Consider the following 20,261-nt stretch of genomic DNA (forward strand, 5'->3'; position numbering starts at 1 on the left):
CTTCTCCGTTGCTGCGGGCTGGCCGGGCGCAGTGCCGGCCTTTATTTGATGGATGCGAGGCAGGTTCAAGCCCACCACGGCGAGCCATCCTATGCCGCCAACACGCCCCTTTCCAAGCGCGAATCTTGGACATTTCGCGTGGCGGAATCGAGGCCTAGGATTGGTCTTATGCATCGCCCCCCACGCGTGATTTCGCCACGCGGAAAGTCTCGGAAACGTGCTTGGATGGCGGCTGGCCGCGTGGGAGGATTGGCACCGTTGCATGGAGACAAACAATGCCCGCCCACCTGGAAAAACTCGATTCTTCGCCGCGTTCCACCCAGCGGATCTTCGATTCGCACGCCCATCTGGTCGCCGACGACCAGACCCGCTACCCGCGCAATCCCATGAAGCGTTCGCCGCTGGCGCCGCCGCGCCCGCCCGGCGTGATCGGGCTGCCCGGCGGCAAGCACGGCGACCACCCGATCAACGAGATCCCGGACGTATCCCGCATGCTGCCCTGGATGCGCGAAGCCGGCGTCGAAGGCGCGGTGGCGGTGCAAAAGCGCATGGTCTACCGCTACGACAACCGCTACATCCTGGATTCTTCCGACGCGCATCCCGACACGTTTTCCGCCGTCGTCATTCTTGACGCCGAAGACGCCGGCACGCCAGACCTGATCCGGTCTTATATTGCGCGCCACGACCTGGTCGGCGTGCGCCTGTTCGGCGGCCGCGAGGCCGACGGCAGCATGCCGTGGCTGGATTCCCCCCGCGCGCTGCAGGCGTGGGCCGTGGCCGACGAACACGGCATCGTGATGGACATCGAAGTGCTGGCCGCCGGCGGCGGCGGCCCATCGGTGCCGGCCATCATCGCGCTGGCCCGGCGGCATCCGCGGTTGCGGGTGGTGCTGGACCATATGCTGGAACCCGAAGCCGAAGACGCCAACTTCGGCCTGGACGAACGCTTCGAACCGCTCGCCGCCGAACCCAACATCTATTTCAAGTTCACCTCGATCAACCTGGACCTGTACCGCGAAGCCGGCCTGCCCGCGGACCAGGCGCTGCGCAGCGCCGTAGACCTGTTCGGCGCCGACCGCATCATGTGGGGGTCGGACATCGGCACGTCATCCGGCACTTACCAGGACATGGTGCAGCGCATGCTGGCGGCCACGGCGTTGCTGACCGACGCCGAGCGCGACGCCGTGCTGTACCAGACTGGCAAGCGCGTGTTCGCCAAGCCCAACGCGCGCGGTTGACCGGAGACGCCACGATGTTCCTGGACCCCGCCGCCACCCCTGGCTTCAAACGCACGCTGTTCAATGCCATCGTGGCGCCGCGCCCCATCGGCTGGATCAGCACGGTCGATGCCCTGGGCCGCGTCAACCTGGCGCCCTTTTCCCATTTCAACCTGGTGTCCACCGCGCCGCCGGTCGTGATGTTCTCGTGCAATGCGCCGGCCGACCGCCCTGAAAAGGACACCATCGCGAATGTTCGCGAAACCGGCGAATTCGTCACCAATCTGGTGACCTGGTCGTTGCGCCAGCCCATGAACGCCAGTTCGTTCAATGCCCCGCGCGGGGTCGACGAGTTCGAACTGGCCGGCCTGGCCAAAGCGCCCTGCGTGCTGGTGAAGCCGCCGCGGGTGGCAGCGTCGCCGGCCAGCATGGAATGCCGGCTGCTGCGCATCATCGACATCGACCCCATCGGCCCGGACGACACCCGCAGCAACGTCGTCCTTGGCCTGGTGGTGGGCGTGCACCTGGACGAACGCTATGTCGATGCCGACGGCTACTTCGACACGGCCCGCACCGAACCTCTGACCCGCCTGGACGGCAACCGCTACGCCACGGTCGGCCCCCTGGACGTGTTGGGCCGTCCCAGCCCGCGACGCGACTGACGCGCACGAACCCCGACCGACTCCCTTCCTTTTCTGCACACCACGGATTCCCCACATGACTACGCTTTCCGACAATGCCGTCCGCGAGACTGCCGTTTATGGCCTGGCGCCTGGCGCCGTGGCACGCGGCCAGAATTTCTTCGTGCAATGGCTGGAAGGCCGCGAAACGCCCTATCCCGCCCGCAGCGGCCACGAAATGCTGCTGTTGCTGCCCGATGACGGCGCACAGGTACGCGTGGGCGACGGCGACTGGCAAGCCGTGCCCGGCCGCAGCGTCTGTGTCTTGCCTGCCGGCGACGCGGCAGTGCAGCTCAAGCCCAAAGTGCGCGCCGCCCTGCTCGCATCGTCACGGCCGGACCTGGCGCAGGACGGCATCGCCAACGCGGCCGACTACGCAGCCCCAGACCCTCGCATCGTGGCCGGCGACAGTGGCTATCGGCGTATGCGCGGCACCGGTGAATTGCAGGTGATTGCCATTGATGCCATCCGGCCGCCGGCCGACAAACCGCGCTTGAAGATGCTGCAGACCGAAACCCTGAGCATCAACTGGGTCGAATACCAGGGCGCGCGCGATCGCAGCAGCCTCAGCCCGCACAGCCACGCCGATTTCGAACAAGGCTCACTGGCCATCGATGGGCACTTCATTCACCACCTGCGGGTGCAATGGGGCCCGGACGCCGACCAGTGGCGCGACGACCTGCACCTGCAAGCCGGACCCGCATCGATGATGACGATTCCGGTGCAGATGATCCACACCACCGAGGGCGTGGGGCCGGGGCGGCACCTGTTGATCGACGTATTCTCGCCGCCCCGCCAGGACTTCATCGGCAAAGGCTGGGTGGCCAACGCCGCCGACTACAGCCGCCCCTGACGCTCAGCCCGCTACGCCGTGATCGCCATACAGACCTGCTTGTGCCGCCCGCAGTCCGGCCAGCGCGAACACCGTCCGCATCCAGGGCGCGTCGAACTCCAGCCGTGCCGCGCATTCCAGCGGCGCGGCCAGGATGGCGTCCAGCTCGACCCAGCGGCCGGCTTCCAGGTCTTGCAACATCGAAGTCTTGATGGCGCCCAGCTCGCGCGTCTGGGCGATGCGCTGCGTGACGTCGACATCCAGCGTCAGGCCCGCGCGGCGGCCCAGCGCCAGGCATTCGCTCAGCAGGTTCTTGAACACGGCCCGGGTGCCGGGGTGGTCGACGATGCGGTCCGTGGTGGCCTGGGTGATCAGGCTGAGCGGGTTGGAACACGCGTTGCCCAGCAGCTTCATCCAGAGATCGCGGCGGATGTCGGTGCTGGCCGTGGTGGGCAAGCCGGCCGCCGTCAGCACCTGTGCCCAATCGCTGGCACGGTCGCTGGCGCCGCCCGCGGGTTCGCCGATGACGACCTTGCCGCCGCTATGGTGCCGCACCACACCGGGGGCCGGGCAACTGCACGACGCCATCACGCTGCCGCCCAGCACCTGCCCCAACGGCAAGGCGCGTTCGATTCGGCCGTCGGGGTCGACGCTGGCCAGGCGCAACCCTTGCAGCGGGTTGCCGGGCGTCAGGAAATACCACCATGGCAGCCCGTTGCCGACGGGCAGCACGACGGTTTCGGGACCGATCAGCGGCGCAAGCGAATCGACCACGCCCGGCAGGGCATGCGACTTGAGCGCGATGACCACCAGGTCTTGCGGACCCATGGCGGCGCAGTCCGCGCAGGCATTCACGGGCACCGTGCGTTCCGGTTCGCCCGGTGCGGCGTAGCGCAGCCCCGATGCCGTCAATGCCTGCAAGGTGGCGCCGCGCGCCAGCATCGACACACGATGTCCGGCCAGGGCCAGGCGCGCGGCGAAATGGCCGCCGATGGCGCCGGCCCCGATGATGGCAATGCGACGGGCAGAAATGGAAGTCTGATTCATGGAAGCGTCAGCAGCAGAAACAAGGTCTGCCCATTGTCCTCACGCCGCCCTGGCCGTCCAGCATTTTCTGGCCAGATTTCTCCTGCCGAAATCTGGCCAGGGGGAAAACCGCGTCCCAAACGCAAATGCCCTCCCTCGGGATCTGCCCTGCCATCCCGGGCTGCCCTTTTCTTTTCCGGAACCCGATATGCCCATCAGCAGCGCAACCATAAAGCGCGTCACGGCCCAGCTCTACGAACGTTCGCTCAAGACGATTCCGCGCGACACCCGCGCCTTTCTGCAGCGGGCGACCCGCACGGAAACCAGCCCTACCGGCCGCGCCACGCTGGCGATCATGCTGGAAAGCGCCGATGGCGCGCAGCGCGACGATGCCCTGGTGTGCACCGACGTCGGCATACCCACCTACAGCCTGAAGATCGGCACGCGCGTGCAGTTCGACGGCCCGGTGCGCGCCGCCATCCGCGACGGCTTCGCCGATCTGGCGGCTCACATCTCGCCGCCGATCCTGAAGATGGTCACCAACCCCCTGACCCATGAACGCAGCTATGCCGGCAAGGACATGCCGATCGTCAGCGTCGACCTGCTCGATGACGCCGACTTCATGGATATCGTCTGTGCCCCCAAGGCGATGGGCACCGGCCGCTGGGAAGCCATCGATGCATTCGTCTACCCGACGCTGGAGCAGATCGAGCGCTTCGTGCTGGACACCATGCTGCGCGCCGGCTCGCAGCCTTGCCTGCCGCTGGTGATCGGGGTGGGCATCGGCGGCACCTTCGACTACGCCGCCCGGCTGGCCAAGGAACAGGTGCTGCGGCCCTTTGGCCAGACCAATCCGGAACCTGCGCTGGCGCGCATGGAACACCGCCTGCGCGATGCCGTCAACGCAATGGGGTTCGGTCCGATGGGCACGGGCGGCGATACCTCGGTCATGGCGGTGCATGTGGACTACGCCGCCAGCCACGGCTTCGTGCCGGTGGCCGTGTGCATCAATTGCTGGATCAACCGGCGTACCGCGGCCCGCATCCACGGCGACGGCCGCGTCGAATTCCTCGAGGACTGACCATGCCCGCCATGCGAACACTGCAACTGCCATTGACGCCCGCGCAGGTGCTGGACTTGAAACTGGGCGACATGGTGTGCCTGTCGGGCCAGATCACCGTCAGCATCGGCCTGCCGACCCACCGCCGCCTGGCGGACCTGGTGGCGCAGGGCGAGCCGCCGCCGCTCGATCTTCAGGGCGGCGCGTTCTTTCACTTAAGCACCTATGTCGACGAGACCGCCGATGGTCCGGTGCCGCTGTATCTCAACCCCAGCACCAGCACGCGCTACAACCCGTGGATGCCAACGCTGATCCGCGGCCTGGGCCTGCGGCTGGTGGGCGGCAAGGGCGGGCTGGATGCGGCCAGCGCACAGGCGATGCGCGAATCCGGCTGCGCGTACCTGTCGTTCCTGGGAGGCGGGGTCAATCTGCTGTCGCGGTCATTGCGCCGGGTGGTGGCCATGCACTGGACCGAATACATTTCGCAATTCCGGCTGCTGACCCTGGAGGTCGAAAACCTGGGGCCGGCCACCGTCGCGATCGATGCGCACGGCAACAGCCTGTATGCCCAGCTGCACGAGCAGGCCTCGGCCCGCCTGCCGACGATCGTCAGCGCATTGGGACACCGTTGAGCCTGGCCTGCGCCTCGGCCAACTGCGCCTGCATGGCCAGCCGGCGCCAGTTGCGGCTGGCGTAGGCATGGGCCTGGCGCAGGCCTGCCCACAGGCCCAGCCGCTTGGCCCAGCGCAAATTGCCCGCGGCTTCGAACTGGGTGGTGCGGCGCACTTCGGTACCCCGCCCGGGCACCTCGCGCAGTTCGAAGGTATCGACCAGCAGGCCGACCCAGTCCGCACACCATACGGTGCTTTTCTGCATCTGGTAGCGCAGGCGCTCGTCCGGCTGCAATATCAGGATGCGCTGATCGATGGTGCCGCGGTCGGTGGTGCACTGGCGCGTGTTGCCCACGGCCGCCTCGCCTTCCAGCACCTTGCAGCTGATGGGCTTGGGCACGCCCAGGCGAAACAGCAGCGGCCGGGTGTCGTCCATGCGGGCATGCAGGAAATGCGGCCAGATATGATGCGGCTCGCACGGAAACAGCCAACGGGATTCGATCTGCATGCGGGGCTCCTTGGCAGAACGGCCGCCGCCAGCGCGGCGCATGCCACCGTTATAGCGCGGATTCCCCTTGCGCCCTTTGCACCCTGGGCGCGACGGCGGATCAACCGGTCAACTGGCCATGGCCGCCCGCACGCGCGGCAGCTCGCGATCGTCGATGGGCCAGTGCAGCGCCGCCGACAGCACGCCCAGCGCCATCGCCCCCAGCCAGATCAGGTCGTAGGAATGGGTGGCTTCGAACACCACGCCGCCCAGCCACACGCCCAGGAATGACCCCACCTGATGGCCAAAGAAGACAAAGCCGAACAGCGTGGTGATGTAGCGCACGCCGAACACCTGCGCGATCAGGCCGTTGGTGAGCGGCACGGTGCCCAGCCACACGAACCCCATGACCGCCGCGAAGGCATAGACCGACCAGGTCGACAGCGGCAACAGGAAGAACAGCGCCATGGCGGCGGTGCGCAGCAGATAGATGCCGGCCAGCAGGTACTTGCGGCGATGATGCGCGCCGAGGATGCCGCAGACATAGGTGCCGATGACATTGGTCAGCGCGATGATGGCCAGGGCCGCGACAGCATCGGCGGCGCGCAGGCCCTTGTCCATCAGGTAGGCCGGCAGGTGCGTGCCGATGAACGCCAGCTGGAAGCCGCACGCCAGGAAACCCAGGTTCAACAGCCAGAAGCCGGGTTGAGCAAAGGCTTCGCGGATGGCGGCGCCCATGGGCAGATCGGCCGGCTTGGCGCCTAGGCCGGCAGCGCCTGCGGCGGCCGGCGCCGCACGCCGCGCGCTTTCCTTGAGCGGCCAGGCCAGGGGCAGCGCCACCGCCAGCACCACCGAAAAGGTCAGCAGCGCGCTGACCCAGCCCCAGCCGCCGATCAGCCATTGCGCGGCCGGCACCATGGTGAACTGCCCCAACCCGCCGATCGCCCCCGCCACCCCCAACGCCCAGCCCCGTTTTTCGGGCGGAACCAGGCGGCTGAGCACGCCATAGATGACGGCGAATGCGGTGCCCGACAGCGCAATGCCGATGCAGACGCCGGCCGTCCACATGAAGGCCGCCGGACTGGCGGCGTGCGCCATGCCGACCAGGCCCAGGGCATAGAACGCCAGGCCGCCCAGGATGACCTTGGCCGAACCATAGCGGTCGGCGATCATGCCGGTGAACGGCTGCACGACACCCCAGGTCAGGTTCTGCAATGCCAGCGCCATGGCGAAGGTTTCGCGCGACCAGCCGCGGTCCATCGTGATGGGCAAGAGGAACAGGCCCTGCACGTGCCGCACGCCCAGCGCCAGGCCCATGACGATGCCGCCGGCCAATACCATGACCCATAGATTGCGCGAGGCGGGATGAGCGGGCGTGGCAAATGGCGCGGCAGGCATGGCGGACCTCTGATGGGAAACGGCAACGCCCGCACGCGCGGGCAGCTTGCGCTATTACAGGGCCGGCGCGGCCAGCGTTCAACTGATTATTTATCGCCCGCTGCATGCGCGGCGGGAATGCCAGGCGGCAACCACAACGAGAACACCGAACCCTTGCCCGGCACGGACCGCAGCGACACCTGGCCGTGCAGCAAGTCGGTCAACCGGCGCACGATGGCCAGCCCCAAGCCCAGCCCCTGGACGGTCGGGGCCACGCCGGACGGCGCGTCGCCGCGCGTGAATTCCGCAAACACGGATTCCTGCAGGTCGGGCGCGATGCCCACGCCGGTATCCCACACCTGGATCAGCACGCCGCCGCGCCGCCGTCGGGCTGCCAACAGCACGCCGCCCGCTGGCGTGTATGCCAGCGCATTGCCCAGCAGGTTGTCGAGGATGCGGCGCAGCAAGGCGGGATCGGTATCCACCACTGCGGTGGTCGGCGTCACCGACAGCCGCAGGCCGCGCGTGCGCGCCTGCGGCTCGAAGTCCTGGCGCACGTCGTCGAACACGGCGTCCAGCGCCACCGCCTGGCGTTCCACCCGCAGCGCATGCGCATCCATGCGCGACAGGTCCAGCAGACCGTCGAGCAGGCGGTTCAGGCCGTCCAGCACCGTCTGTTGGCGACGGGCCACGTGCAGCGCGTCCTGCGGGGTGACGCTGCCCTGTTCGGCGCGGCTGGCCAGCACATCAGTGAACATGCCCAGCGCATGCACCGGCTGGCGCAGGTCGTGCCCGGCAGCAGCCAGGAAGCGGGTCTTGGCGCGGTCGGCCGCCGCCACCCGGTCGCGCTCGCGCTCCAGGCTGTGGATCAAGGCGGAGTTCTCAAAGCGCAGCGCCACCGTGGTCTGCAGGCTGCGATACGTGACGGCGCTGTAGTACAGGTTCACGCCCAGGAGGCAGACGCCAAAGACCGCATACACCCAGTTCAGGCCGTCGGCTGCTGCCAGGCAGGCGATGATGAAGGGCGCCACCATGCCCAGCGCCGACCCCGCATACGCGGGCGGATAGGCCGACAGCGACGGCACGGCGCCGCTGCACATGCCGGCCAGCATGACGCAGCCGAAGGCCAGCAGCATGTCCTGGCCCGACAGCACCGCGGCCACGCCCGCCAGCCCCCACAAGAGGCCCGACGTCCAGGACAGCAGGCAGAACCCCCAGACCCAGGGCCGCAGCGGTCCGAGACCGCGCCGGGAAAAACGATGGCTGACCGCCACCCGCAGCAAGGTCAGCAAATACAGAATGGCGGCCCACGACGCCAGCAGCCAGGCGGGCACGCTGTCGCGCATGACATAGGCCACGGGCACCACGATGGCGAAATTGGCGAACAGCACGCCGTGGGACTGCTTGTAGAGCAGCGTCGCCAGTTCGGCCGCGATGGCGTCGTCAACCGCCGGGGCGTCGAAGTCGGGCTTGCCTGGCAAGCGGGGCGGGGGCAGTGCGGAAGGGGCGGTCATGCGCGTTGATCGGTCCCTATAATGGTGCATCATTCTGACACAACCTTGCGGCGCCGCCCCTCGTCCGCCTGCCATGACCCTGACCTCTACGCCTCCCTTGCTGCGCGTCCTGCTGGCCGACGACCACGGCATCGTGCGCGAGGGTTTGAAAATGGTCATGCAGCAGGCGGTCGGCCTGATCGGGTCGGTGGATGAAGCGGCAACGGGCGAACAGGTGCTGGCCCTGCTGGCCGCCCATGGCGCCGATGTACTGGTGCTGGACCTGGGCATGCCGGGCGTGGCGGGATCGGGCTGGGTGCGCGCCCTGCGCGAACGCCATCCGTCGCTGTACATCACGGTGCTGACCGCCAATACCGACGCGCGCAGCCGCCAGGCCATCCTGGAAGCCGGCGCCGACGAATACCTGGCCAAGATCGGCAGCTCGCGCGAGTTGATGGCGGCCATCCAGCGCCTGCACGATGGGCAGGCCCGCCTGCCGGCCCGCGCCCACGCCAACCACGTGCCCGCCCCCGCCGAGACCCTGACCCGACGCGAGCAACAGGTGCTGGCCCTGGCCGCGCAAGGCGCCACCGCGGCGCAGATCGGCCAGGCGCTGCACATCAGTCCGCTGACGGCGCGCAAGCACCGCGAAAACCTGATGCGCAAGCTGGCGCTGCACAGCACGGCCGAACTGGTGGCGTATGCGGTTCGGCTGGGCCTGCCCAGCGCCTGAAGAAAAAAGTCTTCCAAAAATACGGCACTCGTCGTATTTGCTACCGAATCTTCCAAACGTAGACTGATTTCGCAGCGTCCTGCGTTCTCTTTCCGCAAGGGGCCATGGGAGATCACGGGCCTGCACTGAATTCCCCCCACGCCCATCCGAACGTGCGCGGACCGCTCCGGTTCCGTGCCGGGACGTTGCGCGCCCGCGCCAGGCGCCGGCCCCTGCCCGGCGTGCCGAGCATCCCGTCCATGTACAGCTGCACCGTCACCATGCACCCTGCTCTCCGTTACGCCGCCTCCCCCCAACCCGATCCAGTCAGCCAGCTGGTGCGCGAGGAATCCGAACGCTTGCGGCGCTTCGTGCTGCGGCACGTGGGCAACGGCTCGGACGCCGACGACATCACGCAGCAGGCGTTCGTCGAGATGTCCTGTTGCTACGACCAGTTCCGAGGCGAGAGCAAACCGTCGACCTGGCTGTTCGGCATCGCGCGCAACCTGATCCGCAACCACCTGTCGCGTTCGCCCGAACGGCGCTTCACTTTCGTGAGCGACACCGCGCTGACCGACGAGGCCGATCTGCAATCCGATCCGGCCAGCCGCGTCGAGCTGCTGCAGCTGATTCGCATCCTGGACCGCTCGCTAGCGGCGATGCCCTCCGACCTGGGCGAACTGCTGGTGCTGATCTGCGTGGACGAGCTGTCGTATGAAGAGGCCGCCATCCAATTGGGCCTGCCGGTGGGCACGGTGCGCAGCCGCCTTTCGCGCGCCCGTGCACTGATACGGTCACGCATGCGCGCCCAGGACGCCTGGCTGGACGATTGAGATCCGTCGGCGCTCGGGCGACTTGTGCGACCGGCGGCGTACTGACCATGCCAGGAAATCCCGCGTAGTCCCCCGCCCTTTCTCCAGGTGTTAACGGTTCGTTTTCTATCGTTACATTTCTCGGTTTTTTGACTGCTACTGCTGGTTACAGTGCTGCCTTCCCCCATTTTTTGGCAGGCAAACCGACCATGCGGCACGTCCGGCTTCGCTCATTCCGCCTGTTGGCGCTCGCTACGGCCCTTGCCGGCCTGTATGCGGCCCCCGCCAGCGCCCAATACGACAGAGACTGGCAGCGCGCGTGCATCGGCAGCACCTATGCCATCAACCCGGACACGCCCTGCAACCGCCCCTATACCGACGGGCTGGCGGCCGTGCAGGTCGGCAAGACGAGCGACCCGGCCGGCACCTGGGGCTACATCGACAAGCAAGGTCGCATGGCGATCGCGCCCGCCTTCCGGGAAGCCGAATCCTTCCAGAACGGGCTGGCCGCCGTGCAGCAGGGCGAGCTGTGGGGTTACATCGATACCCGCGGCGAGTGGGCGATCAAGCCGCGCTTCACGCGCGCCACCGGCTTCAATGCCGAAGGCACCGCGCTGGTCGAACTGGACGAGCGCGACGTGCTGGTCAATCGCCAGGGCCAGATCATCAAGACCTTCGAGCTGGGCATGCGTTCGTGGGGCTTCGAGCCCGGCCAGAAACTGGCCTCGATGGAAGTGCCGCAAGCGCCACGGCTGTTCGACACGACGACGGGACGCGCCCTGACGCTGCCCGGCGACGTCATGGCCCTGTCCAAGCCCACCGATGGTTACCTGCCTGCGCAGCGCCGCAGCGCCCGCTACGGCGGCGCCTGGGGGCTGCTGGACGCCGAAGGCCGCTGGGCCATTGCCCCCGATGTGCTGCGTTCGCACGAACCGCCGCGACGCGATGGCGACACGATCGCCGTGCGCCGCGACGAGACCTGGGTCTTCGTACGCCCCGACGGCACACCGCTGTCCGACACCCGCTACAGCGACGTGCAGCAAGTCGCGCCCGGCCTGTGGCTGGTCAGGTCCAAGAACGACGGCCCGTCCCTGCTGCTCGACGGCAAGCTGGCCACGCTGCACACCTTCTCGGTCAACTACGCAGCCGTTGAAGAACGAAACGGCTGGAAGGTCCTGAGCGACGCCGATGCGGTGATGCTCGTCTTCCCCAACGGCAAGATGCGCAAGATTCCCGGCCACATGCCTCAGGTGACGATCAAGAATGGCCTGGCCTGGGTGTACGCCTTTGCCCCGACGCCGCCCGCCAACGGCGCCAGCGATGCCGCGCGCCCGCCGCAAGAAACGGACGTCACGGCCGCGGTCCCGGCCGAGGCCACCGCTGCCGCCGACACGGTTCCCGCAGAGGCCACCGCCGCCGCGGACACCGCCACCGTCGCCGATGCCGCGGTGGATGCCGCCTCGGACCAGGCCGTCCCCGCCGCCACTGCTGCCGCCGACACCGCAACCGCGATCGACGTCACCGGCAGCAGCACGCAGACCGAAGCCAGCCTGGTGCAGATCTACCGGCCCGACGGCACGACGCTGCTGGACGCCGATACCGCGGCGCGCCTGGCCCGCTACCGGGTGTCGGAATTCACGCCCCGGGCCGCAGCCGACGCCGCACCAGACGAGGCCCAGGCCGGCACGCAAGACAACGCCCAACTGCCCCTGGCGCTGCTGCGCCCCGACGACTACACGCAGCCTTCCGGCATCCTGACGCCATCCGGCAAGATCGTCACCAACCCGGATTGGGACGACATGAATACCTACAACGCCAGCGCGCCGCTGGTGGTCAAGACCCGCAAGCGCGGCGCAGGCCTGATCGACGCGGAAGGCAACTGGCTGCTGCCGCCCGACTACGAAGGCATCCGCGGTTTCGATGGCCCGTATTCCTGGGCCCGTACGGCCGACATGGACCGCCGCGCAGCCTTGCTGATCGACGCCCGCGGCCAGGTGCAGAAGCTGCCCGCCCGAGTGGAGGTCAACGGCGAGAAGATCGACGGCGACCTGCTCTATTACTACACGCAGGACGACAACCGCCGCCAGCGCTGGGGCCTGTGGAACATCCGCAGCGCGAGCGTGGCGGTCAAGCCGACGCTGGAACGCATCGAGGAATTCAAGGATGACTGGGCCAACGCCCAGGACAATGACCGCTGGGGCGTCATCGACCGCCAGGGCAAGTGGGTGGTGCCGGCCACGTATTCCGGCAGCTACGAACTCGAATACCTGGGCAACGGCTACCTGCTGGCGCGCGAGCCGCGGGCCAAGGGGGCATCCGGCAGCTATCGCGAAGGCTATCGCCTGATCAACCTGCGTACCGGCCAGCACAGCCCGGTGCTGCGCGAAAAGCCGCAGAACCTGCGCCAGGGCCGCTTCCTGGGGCAAGGGCAGGACGGCGCCACGCTGCTGTTCGACCGCCAGGGCGGCACGACCCGCCTGTGGGAAGGCAGCCCTGACCGCAAGGAACAGTATGGCGACTGGATCTACGTGCAGTACCGCTCGCGCAATGGCGCGATCGATGCGCGCGGCAACATGAAGATCGCCGCAGTGAACGGTGAATTCAACCCGTTCTTCGTGCAACCCGAAGGCCTGGCCCGCGTCTACGACGGCCAGAGCTACCGGCTGATGGACGAAAACGGCAAGACGCTGCTTGCGCAGCGCGGCGACGGCACGCCGCTGGCGTCGATGAAACGCCTGGTGTTTGACGACGAAGAGACGTCCGAGGGCATCATCACCGACCTGCAGGGCCGCGAGATCACCCGCATCAAGGGCAAGTATTCGCTGGAGGAACGCAAGGCCAGCGAAGGGGTCGTGCCGTATCGCGGCCAGAACGACCGCTATGGCTTCATCAACGCCGACGGCAAGCGCATCGTCGGCCCCTACTTCGACAAGCTGGGCCCGCTGCGCAATGGGCGGGCGCTGGCCCAGCGCACCCAGCGCACCGGCGAACAATACGGCTACATCGACCTGACCGGCCGCTACGCCATCGCGCCGGACTTCGGCTGGGCGTCCGACTTCCAGGATGAACGCGCGCTGGTGCGCCGTGGCCGCCTGCTGGAATTCATCGACCCCCAGGGCAAGACCACCGCGCTGTTCGGCAAGCTGTGCGATGAAATCGTGGTGCTGGACGCGCAGGAGAACCAGACCTGGCCGCGCGAAAAGCTGACCTGCCCCGAAGCCGCCGAGATCGAACAGCCGCCCGTCCCCGCCTCCGCCAAAGCAGAATGACCATGACCTCACGCGCGTTTCAAGCCACCCGCATCGCCTGCGCCGTCGCCGCGTTGGGCGTCTCCCTGTCCGTCCACGCCCAGTACCGCCAGGCGCGCAGCGTCTGCGTCGATGCGTCGGCCGTCAACACCATGGCCATGGTCGAAGACCGCGACGGCACCCGCAATGCAGACCTGGGCTGCATCCGCGCGCTGTCCGACAACCGCGCCGCCGTGCTGCTGCCGTCGGCGCTGGAAGAGATCGACCGCGTGCCCACCGATGAATCGCTGCGCCGGCACGCCTGGGGCTTTCTGGACGGCAACGGCAAGCTGGCCGTCAATCCGCAATTCGAAGCGGTAGGCGACTTTCACCATGGCCTGGCCGCCGTGCGCTGGAAGGGCAAATGGGGCTACATCGACGCCAAGGGCAAGATGGCCGTGCCGCCGCGCTACAGCAGCGCGTCGGACTTCGTCGAAGCGGGGCTGGCCGTGGTGACGCTGGACGGCCAATACCAGGTGATCGACCGCAGCGGCAAGGCCGTGGGCGATGCGCTCGACGCCAGCGTGCAAAGCGTGCAGCTGGGCGAAGGCAAGCCGGCGCAGGCGGCCATCACGTACCGCGAGGAATACCGGTCCAACACCGGCGAACGCCGCTACGCCACCGACGACATCCGCATCCTGTCCAGCTACGGCCCCGACCTGTTCATCGCGGCCGACGCGCGCGGGCGCTATGGCCTGCTCGACAGCGACTGGAACTGGCGCGTGAAACCGCAGTACCTCGACATTTCCCGGCGGTCCAAGGACACCCTGGCGCTGGCCATGGGCGAAGACGAAGTGGCGCTGATCGACACCGCCGGCAACGTCATCGGCCAGGGCAAGGACTATCGCCGCATCATCAAGGTGGGCGAGGCGTTCTGGAGCGCACAGCTGCCGCGCGGCGGCTATGCGCTGCTCGACGCCGCCGGCCAGCCGCTGGGCACCTTGACCGACGCCGAGGCGCAGTCGACGGTGCTGCACGGCGACACGCTGGTCTACACCACGGGCGACACGCTCAAGGCCTACGTGCCGGGCCGCGCCGAACCCGTGACCCTGGGCACGAGCATGACGGCCGCCGAGAATGAAGGCAACTACGTGCTGTTCCGCGACCCCGCGGGCCGCGTCGCCGGGCTGCTCACGCCCAAGGGCACGTGGCTGCATGGCGACACCGCGCCGCCGTGGCTGGCGCAAGTCAGCCGACTTGCGTTGCGCCAGGGCAAGCTGTGGCTATCCGGCGACGACGGTGAGCTGTTCAATGCCCTGGATGCCGAGGGCCGCGCGATACTGCAGCCCGAGGCCCTGGCGGCCGCGCAGGGTTCGCAACTGCGCGACATGCCGCTGGATGTGCCCGGTGGCCCGCTGGGCCTGCTGGGCCAGGGCTACTGCCAGTGCGGCGACAGCAGCGCCGGCCTGCTGCTGGCCGATGGCAGCGTAGCCACCGACAAGACCTGGACCGCCGTCCTGCCGCTGGATGGCGCAGAAGACGAATACGCCCCGAAAGACGAGACCGGCGACACGCCCGCCGCCGACCAGCTGCGCTACGCCGCGCAGACCGAAGACGGCATGCAGTTGCTGGATGCACGCGGCAAACCGATGGACCTGCCTTTGCAGCAGCACATCGGCGCCTTCCGCCACGGCTACGCGCTGATCTACGCCAAGGGCGAAGCGCGCCTGATCGATCGCGCCGGCAAGACCTATGCGCTGCCCGACTATTTCGAAGCCGAGGTCGTGGCGCCCGGCCTGGTGCGCTACCTGAAGACCGCGGCCGAAGGCGATCCCTGGGGCCTGTACGACTTCATCGCCGGCAAGGAAGTGTCGGCGCCGGCATTCCAGTTCATAGGCGTCTTCCAAAAGGGCCAGGCCGTGGCCGCGCTGGGCGCGGACAAGGTCGGTGTGATCGACCAGCAAGGCAAGTGGGTCGTGCCGCCCAGCCATCACGGCGCCACGCGCGTCAACGACAAGCTCTGGCTGGTATCGCAGGCCGGCTGGAAAGGCGAGGACTACCAACGGCCGCAAGCCGTCATCAACACCAGCGGCCGCGCGCTGACCACGTTCCAGTCGGGCATGGACGTCTCGCGCACCGACGACGGCGCCTACCTGGCCTACAGCCAGAAGCAGCGCTGGATGATCGCGCCCGATGCGTCCGATGCGCTGGACGTGCAGGACGCCAGCTACACGCCGATGGGCAACTGGATGTCCATCCGCCGCGCCGATCGCTACGGCTATCTGGACGGCGCCGGCCGCTGGCAGATCGCCCCCGGCCCGGTCGCGGGCACGCCCTTCCAGGGCAAGCCCGCTCGCGCGCTGCTCAGCGACGACGAAGGCGCACGCATCATCGACGAACACGGCAAGACCGTGGCCACGCTGCCTGCGGGCGAATGGAGCTGGCCGACAGGCTCGCCCTGGCTGGTGCGGCGCGACCAGCAGCAGGGCCAGCACATCACCCACTACGCGGACCTGACGGGCAAGACGCGCATGACGCTGGCCGGTTTCGGCTCGGGCTTTTCGGAAGGCCGCGCGGTCATGACGCTGCCCAACGGCACCGAGCGCGCCGTCAACGACAAGGCCGTGGCCGATGGCCCGGTGTTTGAATACCTGGGCTTGCGGCGCGACGGCCTGGCGCTGGCCCGCGTGGGCGGCCTGCTGGGCTATGCCGACGGCCAGGGCAAGCTGGCGATCGCGCCGGTGTACCAATACGCCACGCCGTTCTCGGGCCAACGCGCCGTGGTGTCCACGCGCGACATGTCGATGATCCTGGATCAGCAAGGCGCGATGGTGGCGCGGGTCGGCATGGAATGCGGCATCCGCACGCTGTACGGTGCGTACAACCAGCGGCTGTGGCCGCTGTCGATGCCGCAACGCTGCCAGCGGTAGCGCGCAGTCGCAGCGGCGCGGTCACCGGGTGCGCTGCGGCTGCCGGATACATTGCCGTGGCCGGACGTTCCACGCCCGGTCCACAGCGCGCCGTTACTGCGTATCCAGCGCCAGGTAGCGGCGCGTCTGCACGATTTCTTCGCGTTCCTTGAAGCTGGTCAGCCGGTCGGCCAGCGCGCTGCTGTCGCCCGTCTCGCGGATGGCGGCCAGCGTGGCCTGCATCGCGTGAATGGCTGCGCGCTGCAGGTCAGACGGAATGATCGCCAGGCGATAGCCCATGGCCGCCAGGTCGGGCAGCGGCACCAGCGGCGTCTTGCCGCCGTAGAACATGTTGATGAGCTTCAGCCCGGGCAGCCGGTCGGCGATGGCGCGGATCTGCTCCAGTGTTTCCGGCGCTTCGACGAACACCATGTCGGCGCCCGCCTTCACGTATTGCTCGGCGCGCGCGATGGCCGCGTCAAAGCCCTCCACCGCGATGGCGTCAGTGCGCGCGATCACCAGAGTGTCGGCGTCGGCCAGCGTCTGCCGCGCGATATGCACCTTGCGGCACATTTCCTCGGCATCCACCAGGCTCTTGTCGTCCAGGTGGCCGCAGCGCTTGGGAAACGACTGGTCTTCGATATGAAAGGCGGCCACACCGGCGCGCTCCATGATGCGCACGGTGCGCTCGACGTTGGCCGAACCGCCGAATCCCGTGTCCGCGTCGGCCACCACCGGCAGGCCGCTGGCGTCGACGATCTTTTCCACACGGTCCATCACCTCGGTGAAGCTGAGCAGCCCGATGTCCGGGTAGCCGGCCGCGCGGGCAATGGCGCCGCCGCTGGCGTACACCGCGTTGAAGCCGGCGGCCGCCACCAGGCGGGCCGACATGCCGTCGTAGGCGCCGGGGGCCACGACGATGTCCTGGGCCAGATGCTGGCGCAGCCGCGCGCCGGGGGTCAGAGAGGGAGCCATGTGCATTCCTTGAAAACGAAAGATCGATGCCTGCATGATCGTTCCGCTGCAATAGAATGTCCAATATATGGAAAATTGATAATCAGTACTTTTCAGGTATCAATATGGAACTGCGCCACCTGCGCTACTTCGTGGCCACGGCCGAGGCCCAGCACTTCACCCGCGCCGCCGAACAGCTGGGCATGGCGCAGCCGCCGTTGTCGCAGCAGATCCGGCAACTGGAAGAAGAAGTCGGCACCCCGCTGTTCGACCGCCGCGGGCGCGGCGTCAGCCTGAACGACGCCGGCCGCGCCTTCCTGGTGTGCGCCGAAGACATCCTGCAACGCGCACAAGCCGCCGTGCAGACGGCCCGGCGCGCCGCACGCGGCGAGGTCGGCGAACTGGCGCTGGGCTTTACCGAGTCGGCCTCGTTTCATCCGGTCGTGACCGAGCTGATCCGCCTGTATCGGCAGCAATATCCCGACGTGGAAATGACGCTGTCGCAGGACGACAGCGAAACGCTGGTCACGCAATTGCGCGACGGCAAGATCGACGCGGCATTCGTACGGCCGCCTTTCGCGATGGACGGCGGGCTGCGCTTTCTGCAACTGACCGAAGAGCCGTTGATGGTGGCCTTGCCGCTGGGCCACGCGCTGGCGCGACGCAAGCGGCTGGCGCCGGCCGACCTGGCGCAGGAACGCTTCATTCAGTATTCGCGCAAATCCGGCTACGGGCTCAGCGCCGACATCATGGCGGCCTGCCGCCAGCACGGTCTGAATCCGCTGCCAGGGCAGCGCGCGCCGCAGCTGTCATCGGCGGTGAACCTGGTGGCTGCGGGCATGGGCGTCGCCATCGTGCCCGCGTCGCTGCGCCACCTGCGGCCGGACGGCGTGGTGTTCCGCCCGTTCGCGCTGGATTGGCCGCGCGCCGTGCTGGGGCTGGCGGTGCGTGAAGACACGCCAGGCGGGCGCGTGGCCAATCTGCTGGCGCTGGCGCAGGGATAGACGCCCGCACGCGGCCGACATGCGCCGCGGTGGCACGACAGCCCGGGGCCGATGGGCGAGTTGCGTCAGTCTTCGTGCGACTCGTGCACGGCCACCGCGCCGCGCTTCCAATAACTGGCGGCGCGAATGCGGCTCTTGTCGATGCCGTGCTGCGCCACCATGATTTCGCGCACCGCCTTGGCCGCCGCGGATTCCGCCGCGATCCAGGTATAGCCCTCGCCCGGCGGCAACGTCAGTTCGCGCGCGGCCTCCAGCAACAACGTGCTGTAGCCGGCGGCCGTGCCGTTGCGATGCAACCAGCGCACATTGGCCTGCGCACGCGTGGCCAGCGAGATTTCATTGTCGGCGCCGGGCACCTCGATCAGCACCAGCGCCTGCGCGGTGGCGGGCAGTTCCTCCAGGCGGCGCGCGATGGCCGGCAGCGCGGTCTCGTCGCCGATCAGCACATGCCAGTCAAAGCCCGTGGGCACGACGAACGAACCCCGCGGGCCGCCGATGCCCAGCCGCTGGCCCGCCTCGGCCTGCTCGGCCCAGGTGGACGCAGGCCCATCGCCATGCAGCACGAAGTCGATATCCAGTTCCTGGCGGGCCGTATCGAAGCGGCGCGGCGTGTAGTCGCGCGCGGCCGGACGCGGCACGCCTTCGGGGAACTTGATGCCGTCGGGACCGACTTCGGGCAGGGCCGGCGGCTGGGATGGATCGGCGGGGAAAAACAGTTTCACGTGGTCGTCGAAAGACGCCGAGACGAAGTCGTGCAGGTCTTCGCCGGTAAAGGTGACGCGGGCCAGCAGGCCCGCGATGCGCTCGACGCGCGCCACGGTCAGGATGCGCATCTTCAGCGAATGGCGCACGCGTTCGACAGTCAGGTCGCTACGGGTCATGGGTACTCCAATGGGGTGAACGGAATCAGGCACAGTCCTTCTTGCCGGTGATTTCCTCGGTGGCGCGGCGCAGAATCGCGGCAATGCGGCGCTGTTCGGCCGGCGAGGCCTCGGTGCGTTCCAGCAGCGCATGGCGGATCGCCTGGCGGGCGTGCACGAATTCGTCGATCCAGCCGGTGGCGTTCTCGTCGTCCGCGGGCGCCGCGCGCGATTCGCCGCTCCAGGCCTGGCGCATCCAGTCCATCTTGCGCGCCACGTGCTTGAGCTTGTTGAACATCACCGACAGGCGCTCGCGGTTGGCCTCCAGGTGCGCGCGACCCGGCTCGGCCAGGTGGTAGCGCTTTTTGGTGCCTTCCTGTTCGACCGTGGCGTAGCCCAGCTCTTCCAGGTAGGTCAGCGCGGGGTAGACCATGCCGGGGCTGGGCGTGTAGAAGCCATTGGACAGTGCGCCCAGCGCCTTGATCAGCTCGTAGCCATGGCTGGGGTTCTGTTCCAGAAGGCCGAGCAGCATCAGTTGCAGGTCATCGGCAGACACCTTGCGGCTACGGCCCCAGCCGCGGCCATCGCCGCCGAAGCTGTCGTCGGCATCGCCGCCACGGCCGCCCCAGGGGCCGCCGAACCAACCGCCGCCGCCCCCGGCATGGCGACGATGACGGCCACGGCCGCCTTCGCAGAAATTGCCGTCAGGCATGTCCTGGGCGTGGCGGGAGCCAGGCTGTTCGTATGGGCTGCCGAGGTAATCGTGATGCCGGCCATGGCCAGCGTACGGGTTCCCGGCGTATTCGTGATGGTGACTGCCGCGTTCGTGGTGGTGGCGGCCGCCGTGGCCGCCGCGGCCGTGGCCGTCGCGGGATTCATGGCGAAGACCGCGCGAAAACGCGGCCAGGAAGTGGAAGTGGCGCATGGCATGGCCTCGCTGGTTATCTGGGATATGACTTACGATGCATCTTAAGATATATATCTTACGATACACAGCCCG

18 protein-coding genes are annotated in these 20,261 nt (G+C 68.0%); 11 read left to right on the plus strand and 7 right to left on the minus strand.

The annotated features are described in order from the left end of the window. The first annotated feature begins 275 nt into the window (after positions 1 to 275). The 3 genes from HV798_RS05555 to HV798_RS05565 are packed head-to-tail and all read left to right on the plus strand — an operon-like array spanning position 276 to position 2,750. Positions 276 to 1,238, plus strand: coding sequence for an amidohydrolase family protein (locus HV798_RS05555; RefSeq protein ID WP_175191720.1), 963 nt, complete (start codon positions 276 to 278; stop codon positions 1,236 to 1,238). 14 nt (positions 1,239 to 1,252) lie between these two features. After that, positions 1,253 to 1,879: a flavin reductase family protein gene (locus tag HV798_RS05560; RefSeq protein WP_175191719.1), complete on the plus strand. Its 627-nt coding sequence runs from the start codon at positions 1,253 to 1,255 to the stop codon at positions 1,877 to 1,879. Positions 1,880 to 1,934: 55 nt separating this feature from the next. Continuing rightward, positions 1,935 to 2,750: a cupin domain-containing protein gene (locus HV798_RS05565; protein WP_175191718.1), complete on the plus strand. Its 816-nt coding sequence runs from the start codon at positions 1,935 to 1,937 to the stop codon at positions 2,748 to 2,750. Between the two features lie 3 nt (positions 2,751 to 2,753). On the opposite strand, the gene HV798_RS05570 is transcribed toward HV798_RS05565, so the two are convergent. Then, positions 2,754 to 3,776: a ketopantoate reductase family protein gene (locus HV798_RS05570; RefSeq protein ID WP_175191717.1), complete on the minus strand. Its 1,023-nt coding sequence runs from the start codon at positions 3,774 to 3,776 to the stop codon at positions 2,754 to 2,756. 187 nt (positions 3,777 to 3,963) lie between these two features. Here HV798_RS05570 and HV798_RS05575 point away from each other — a divergent pair, with 187 nt between their 5' ends. Together HV798_RS05575 and HV798_RS05580 are read left to right on the plus strand one after the other, a co-directional pair. Beyond that, entirely contained in the window at positions 3,964 to 4,836 is an 873-nt protein-coding gene (locus tag HV798_RS05575; RefSeq protein ID WP_175191716.1) for a fumarate hydratase, read from the plus strand. Positions 4,837 to 4,838: 2 nt separating this feature from the next. Then, positions 4,839 to 5,447 (plus strand): fumarate hydratase C-terminal domain-containing protein, encoded by a 609-nt coding sequence (locus HV798_RS05580; protein ID WP_246288591.1) that lies wholly within the window; start codon positions 4,839 to 4,841, stop codon positions 5,445 to 5,447. On the opposite strand, the gene HV798_RS05585 is transcribed toward HV798_RS05580, so the two are convergent. The 3 genes from HV798_RS05585 to HV798_RS05595 all read right to left on the minus strand — a co-directional run bounded on the left by HV798_RS05585 (position 5,425) and on the right by HV798_RS05595 (position 8,804). Beyond that, positions 5,425 to 5,934 (minus strand): SRPBCC family protein, encoded by a 510-nt coding sequence (locus HV798_RS05585; RefSeq protein ID WP_175191715.1) that lies wholly within the window; start codon positions 5,932 to 5,934, stop codon positions 5,425 to 5,427. The genes HV798_RS05580 and HV798_RS05585 overlap by 23 nt on opposite strands. A gap of 108 nt (positions 5,935 to 6,042) precedes the next feature. Continuing rightward, positions 6,043 to 7,311 (minus strand): MFS transporter, encoded by a 1,269-nt coding sequence (locus HV798_RS05590; protein ID WP_425486121.1) that lies wholly within the window; start codon positions 7,309 to 7,311, stop codon positions 6,043 to 6,045. A gap of 86 nt (positions 7,312 to 7,397) precedes the next feature. Continuing rightward, a complete protein-coding gene (locus HV798_RS05595) occupies positions 7,398 to 8,804 on the minus strand; it encodes a sensor histidine kinase (protein ID WP_246288592.1) in 1,407 nt (468 codons plus the stop codon). 73 nt (positions 8,805 to 8,877) lie between these two features. On the opposite strand from HV798_RS05595, the gene HV798_RS05600 reads away from it, so the two are divergent. The 4 genes from HV798_RS05600 (at position 8,878) to HV798_RS05615 (ending at position 16,464) form a co-directional block, all read left to right on the plus strand. Next, a complete protein-coding gene (locus tag HV798_RS05600) occupies positions 8,878 to 9,516 on the plus strand; it encodes a response regulator (protein ID WP_175191713.1) in 639 nt (212 codons plus the stop codon). A 239-nt stretch (positions 9,517 to 9,755) separates the two neighbouring features. Continuing rightward, positions 9,756 to 10,328, plus strand: coding sequence for an RNA polymerase sigma factor (locus HV798_RS05605; RefSeq protein WP_246288593.1), 573 nt, complete (start codon positions 9,756 to 9,758; stop codon positions 10,326 to 10,328). A 188-nt stretch (positions 10,329 to 10,516) separates the two neighbouring features. Next, positions 10,517 to 13,576: a WG repeat-containing protein gene (locus HV798_RS05610; RefSeq protein ID WP_175191712.1), complete on the plus strand. Its 3,060-nt coding sequence runs from the start codon at positions 10,517 to 10,519 to the stop codon at positions 13,574 to 13,576. Positions 13,577 to 13,578: 2 nt separating this feature from the next. Next, the gene (locus tag HV798_RS05615) at positions 13,579 to 16,464 is read left to right on the plus strand and encodes a WG repeat-containing protein (protein ID WP_175191711.1); all 2,886 of its coding nucleotides are present in this window, start codon (positions 13,579 to 13,581) and stop codon (positions 16,462 to 16,464) included. A gap of 93 nt (positions 16,465 to 16,557) precedes the next feature. Here the strand turns inward: HV798_RS05615 and HV798_RS05620 are convergent, their stop codons facing one another. Beyond that, on the minus strand, positions 16,558 to 17,418 hold the full coding sequence (locus tag HV798_RS05620; protein ID WP_175191710.1) for an isocitrate lyase/PEP mutase family protein: 861 nt from the start codon (positions 17,416 to 17,418) through the stop codon (positions 16,558 to 16,560). A gap of 104 nt (positions 17,419 to 17,522) precedes the next feature. On the opposite strand from HV798_RS05620, the gene HV798_RS05625 reads away from it, so the two are divergent. Then, positions 17,523 to 18,401, plus strand: coding sequence for a LysR family transcriptional regulator (locus HV798_RS05625; RefSeq protein ID WP_175191709.1), 879 nt, complete (start codon positions 17,523 to 17,525; stop codon positions 18,399 to 18,401). 65 nt (positions 18,402 to 18,466) lie between these two features. Here HV798_RS05625 and HV798_RS05630 read toward each other — a convergent pair whose 3' ends face one another. Next, on the minus strand, positions 18,467 to 19,282 hold the full coding sequence (locus HV798_RS05630) for a siderophore-interacting protein (protein ID WP_175191708.1): 816 nt from the start codon (positions 19,280 to 19,282) through the stop codon (positions 18,467 to 18,469). 25 nt (positions 19,283 to 19,307) lie between these two features. Beyond that, positions 19,308 to 19,973 carry a PadR family transcriptional regulator gene (locus HV798_RS05635; protein ID WP_246288594.1) on the minus strand — a complete coding sequence of 222 codons (666 nt, stop codon included), beginning with the start codon at positions 19,971 to 19,973 and terminating at the stop codon, positions 19,308 to 19,310. Positions 19,974 to 20,027: 54 nt separating this feature from the next. Here HV798_RS05635 and HV798_RS05640 point away from each other — a divergent pair, with 54 nt between their 5' ends. Further along, positions 20,028 to 20,234: a hypothetical protein gene (locus tag HV798_RS05640; RefSeq protein ID WP_175191707.1), complete on the plus strand. Its 207-nt coding sequence runs from the start codon at positions 20,028 to 20,030 to the stop codon at positions 20,232 to 20,234. The last annotated feature ends 27 nt before the right edge of the window (positions 20,235 to 20,261 follow it).

It is taken from the genome of Achromobacter deleyi (assembly GCF_902859705.1).
In the GTDB taxonomy this organism is placed as follows: domain Bacteria; phylum Pseudomonadota; class Gammaproteobacteria; order Burkholderiales; family Burkholderiaceae_B; genus Achromobacter; species Achromobacter deleyi.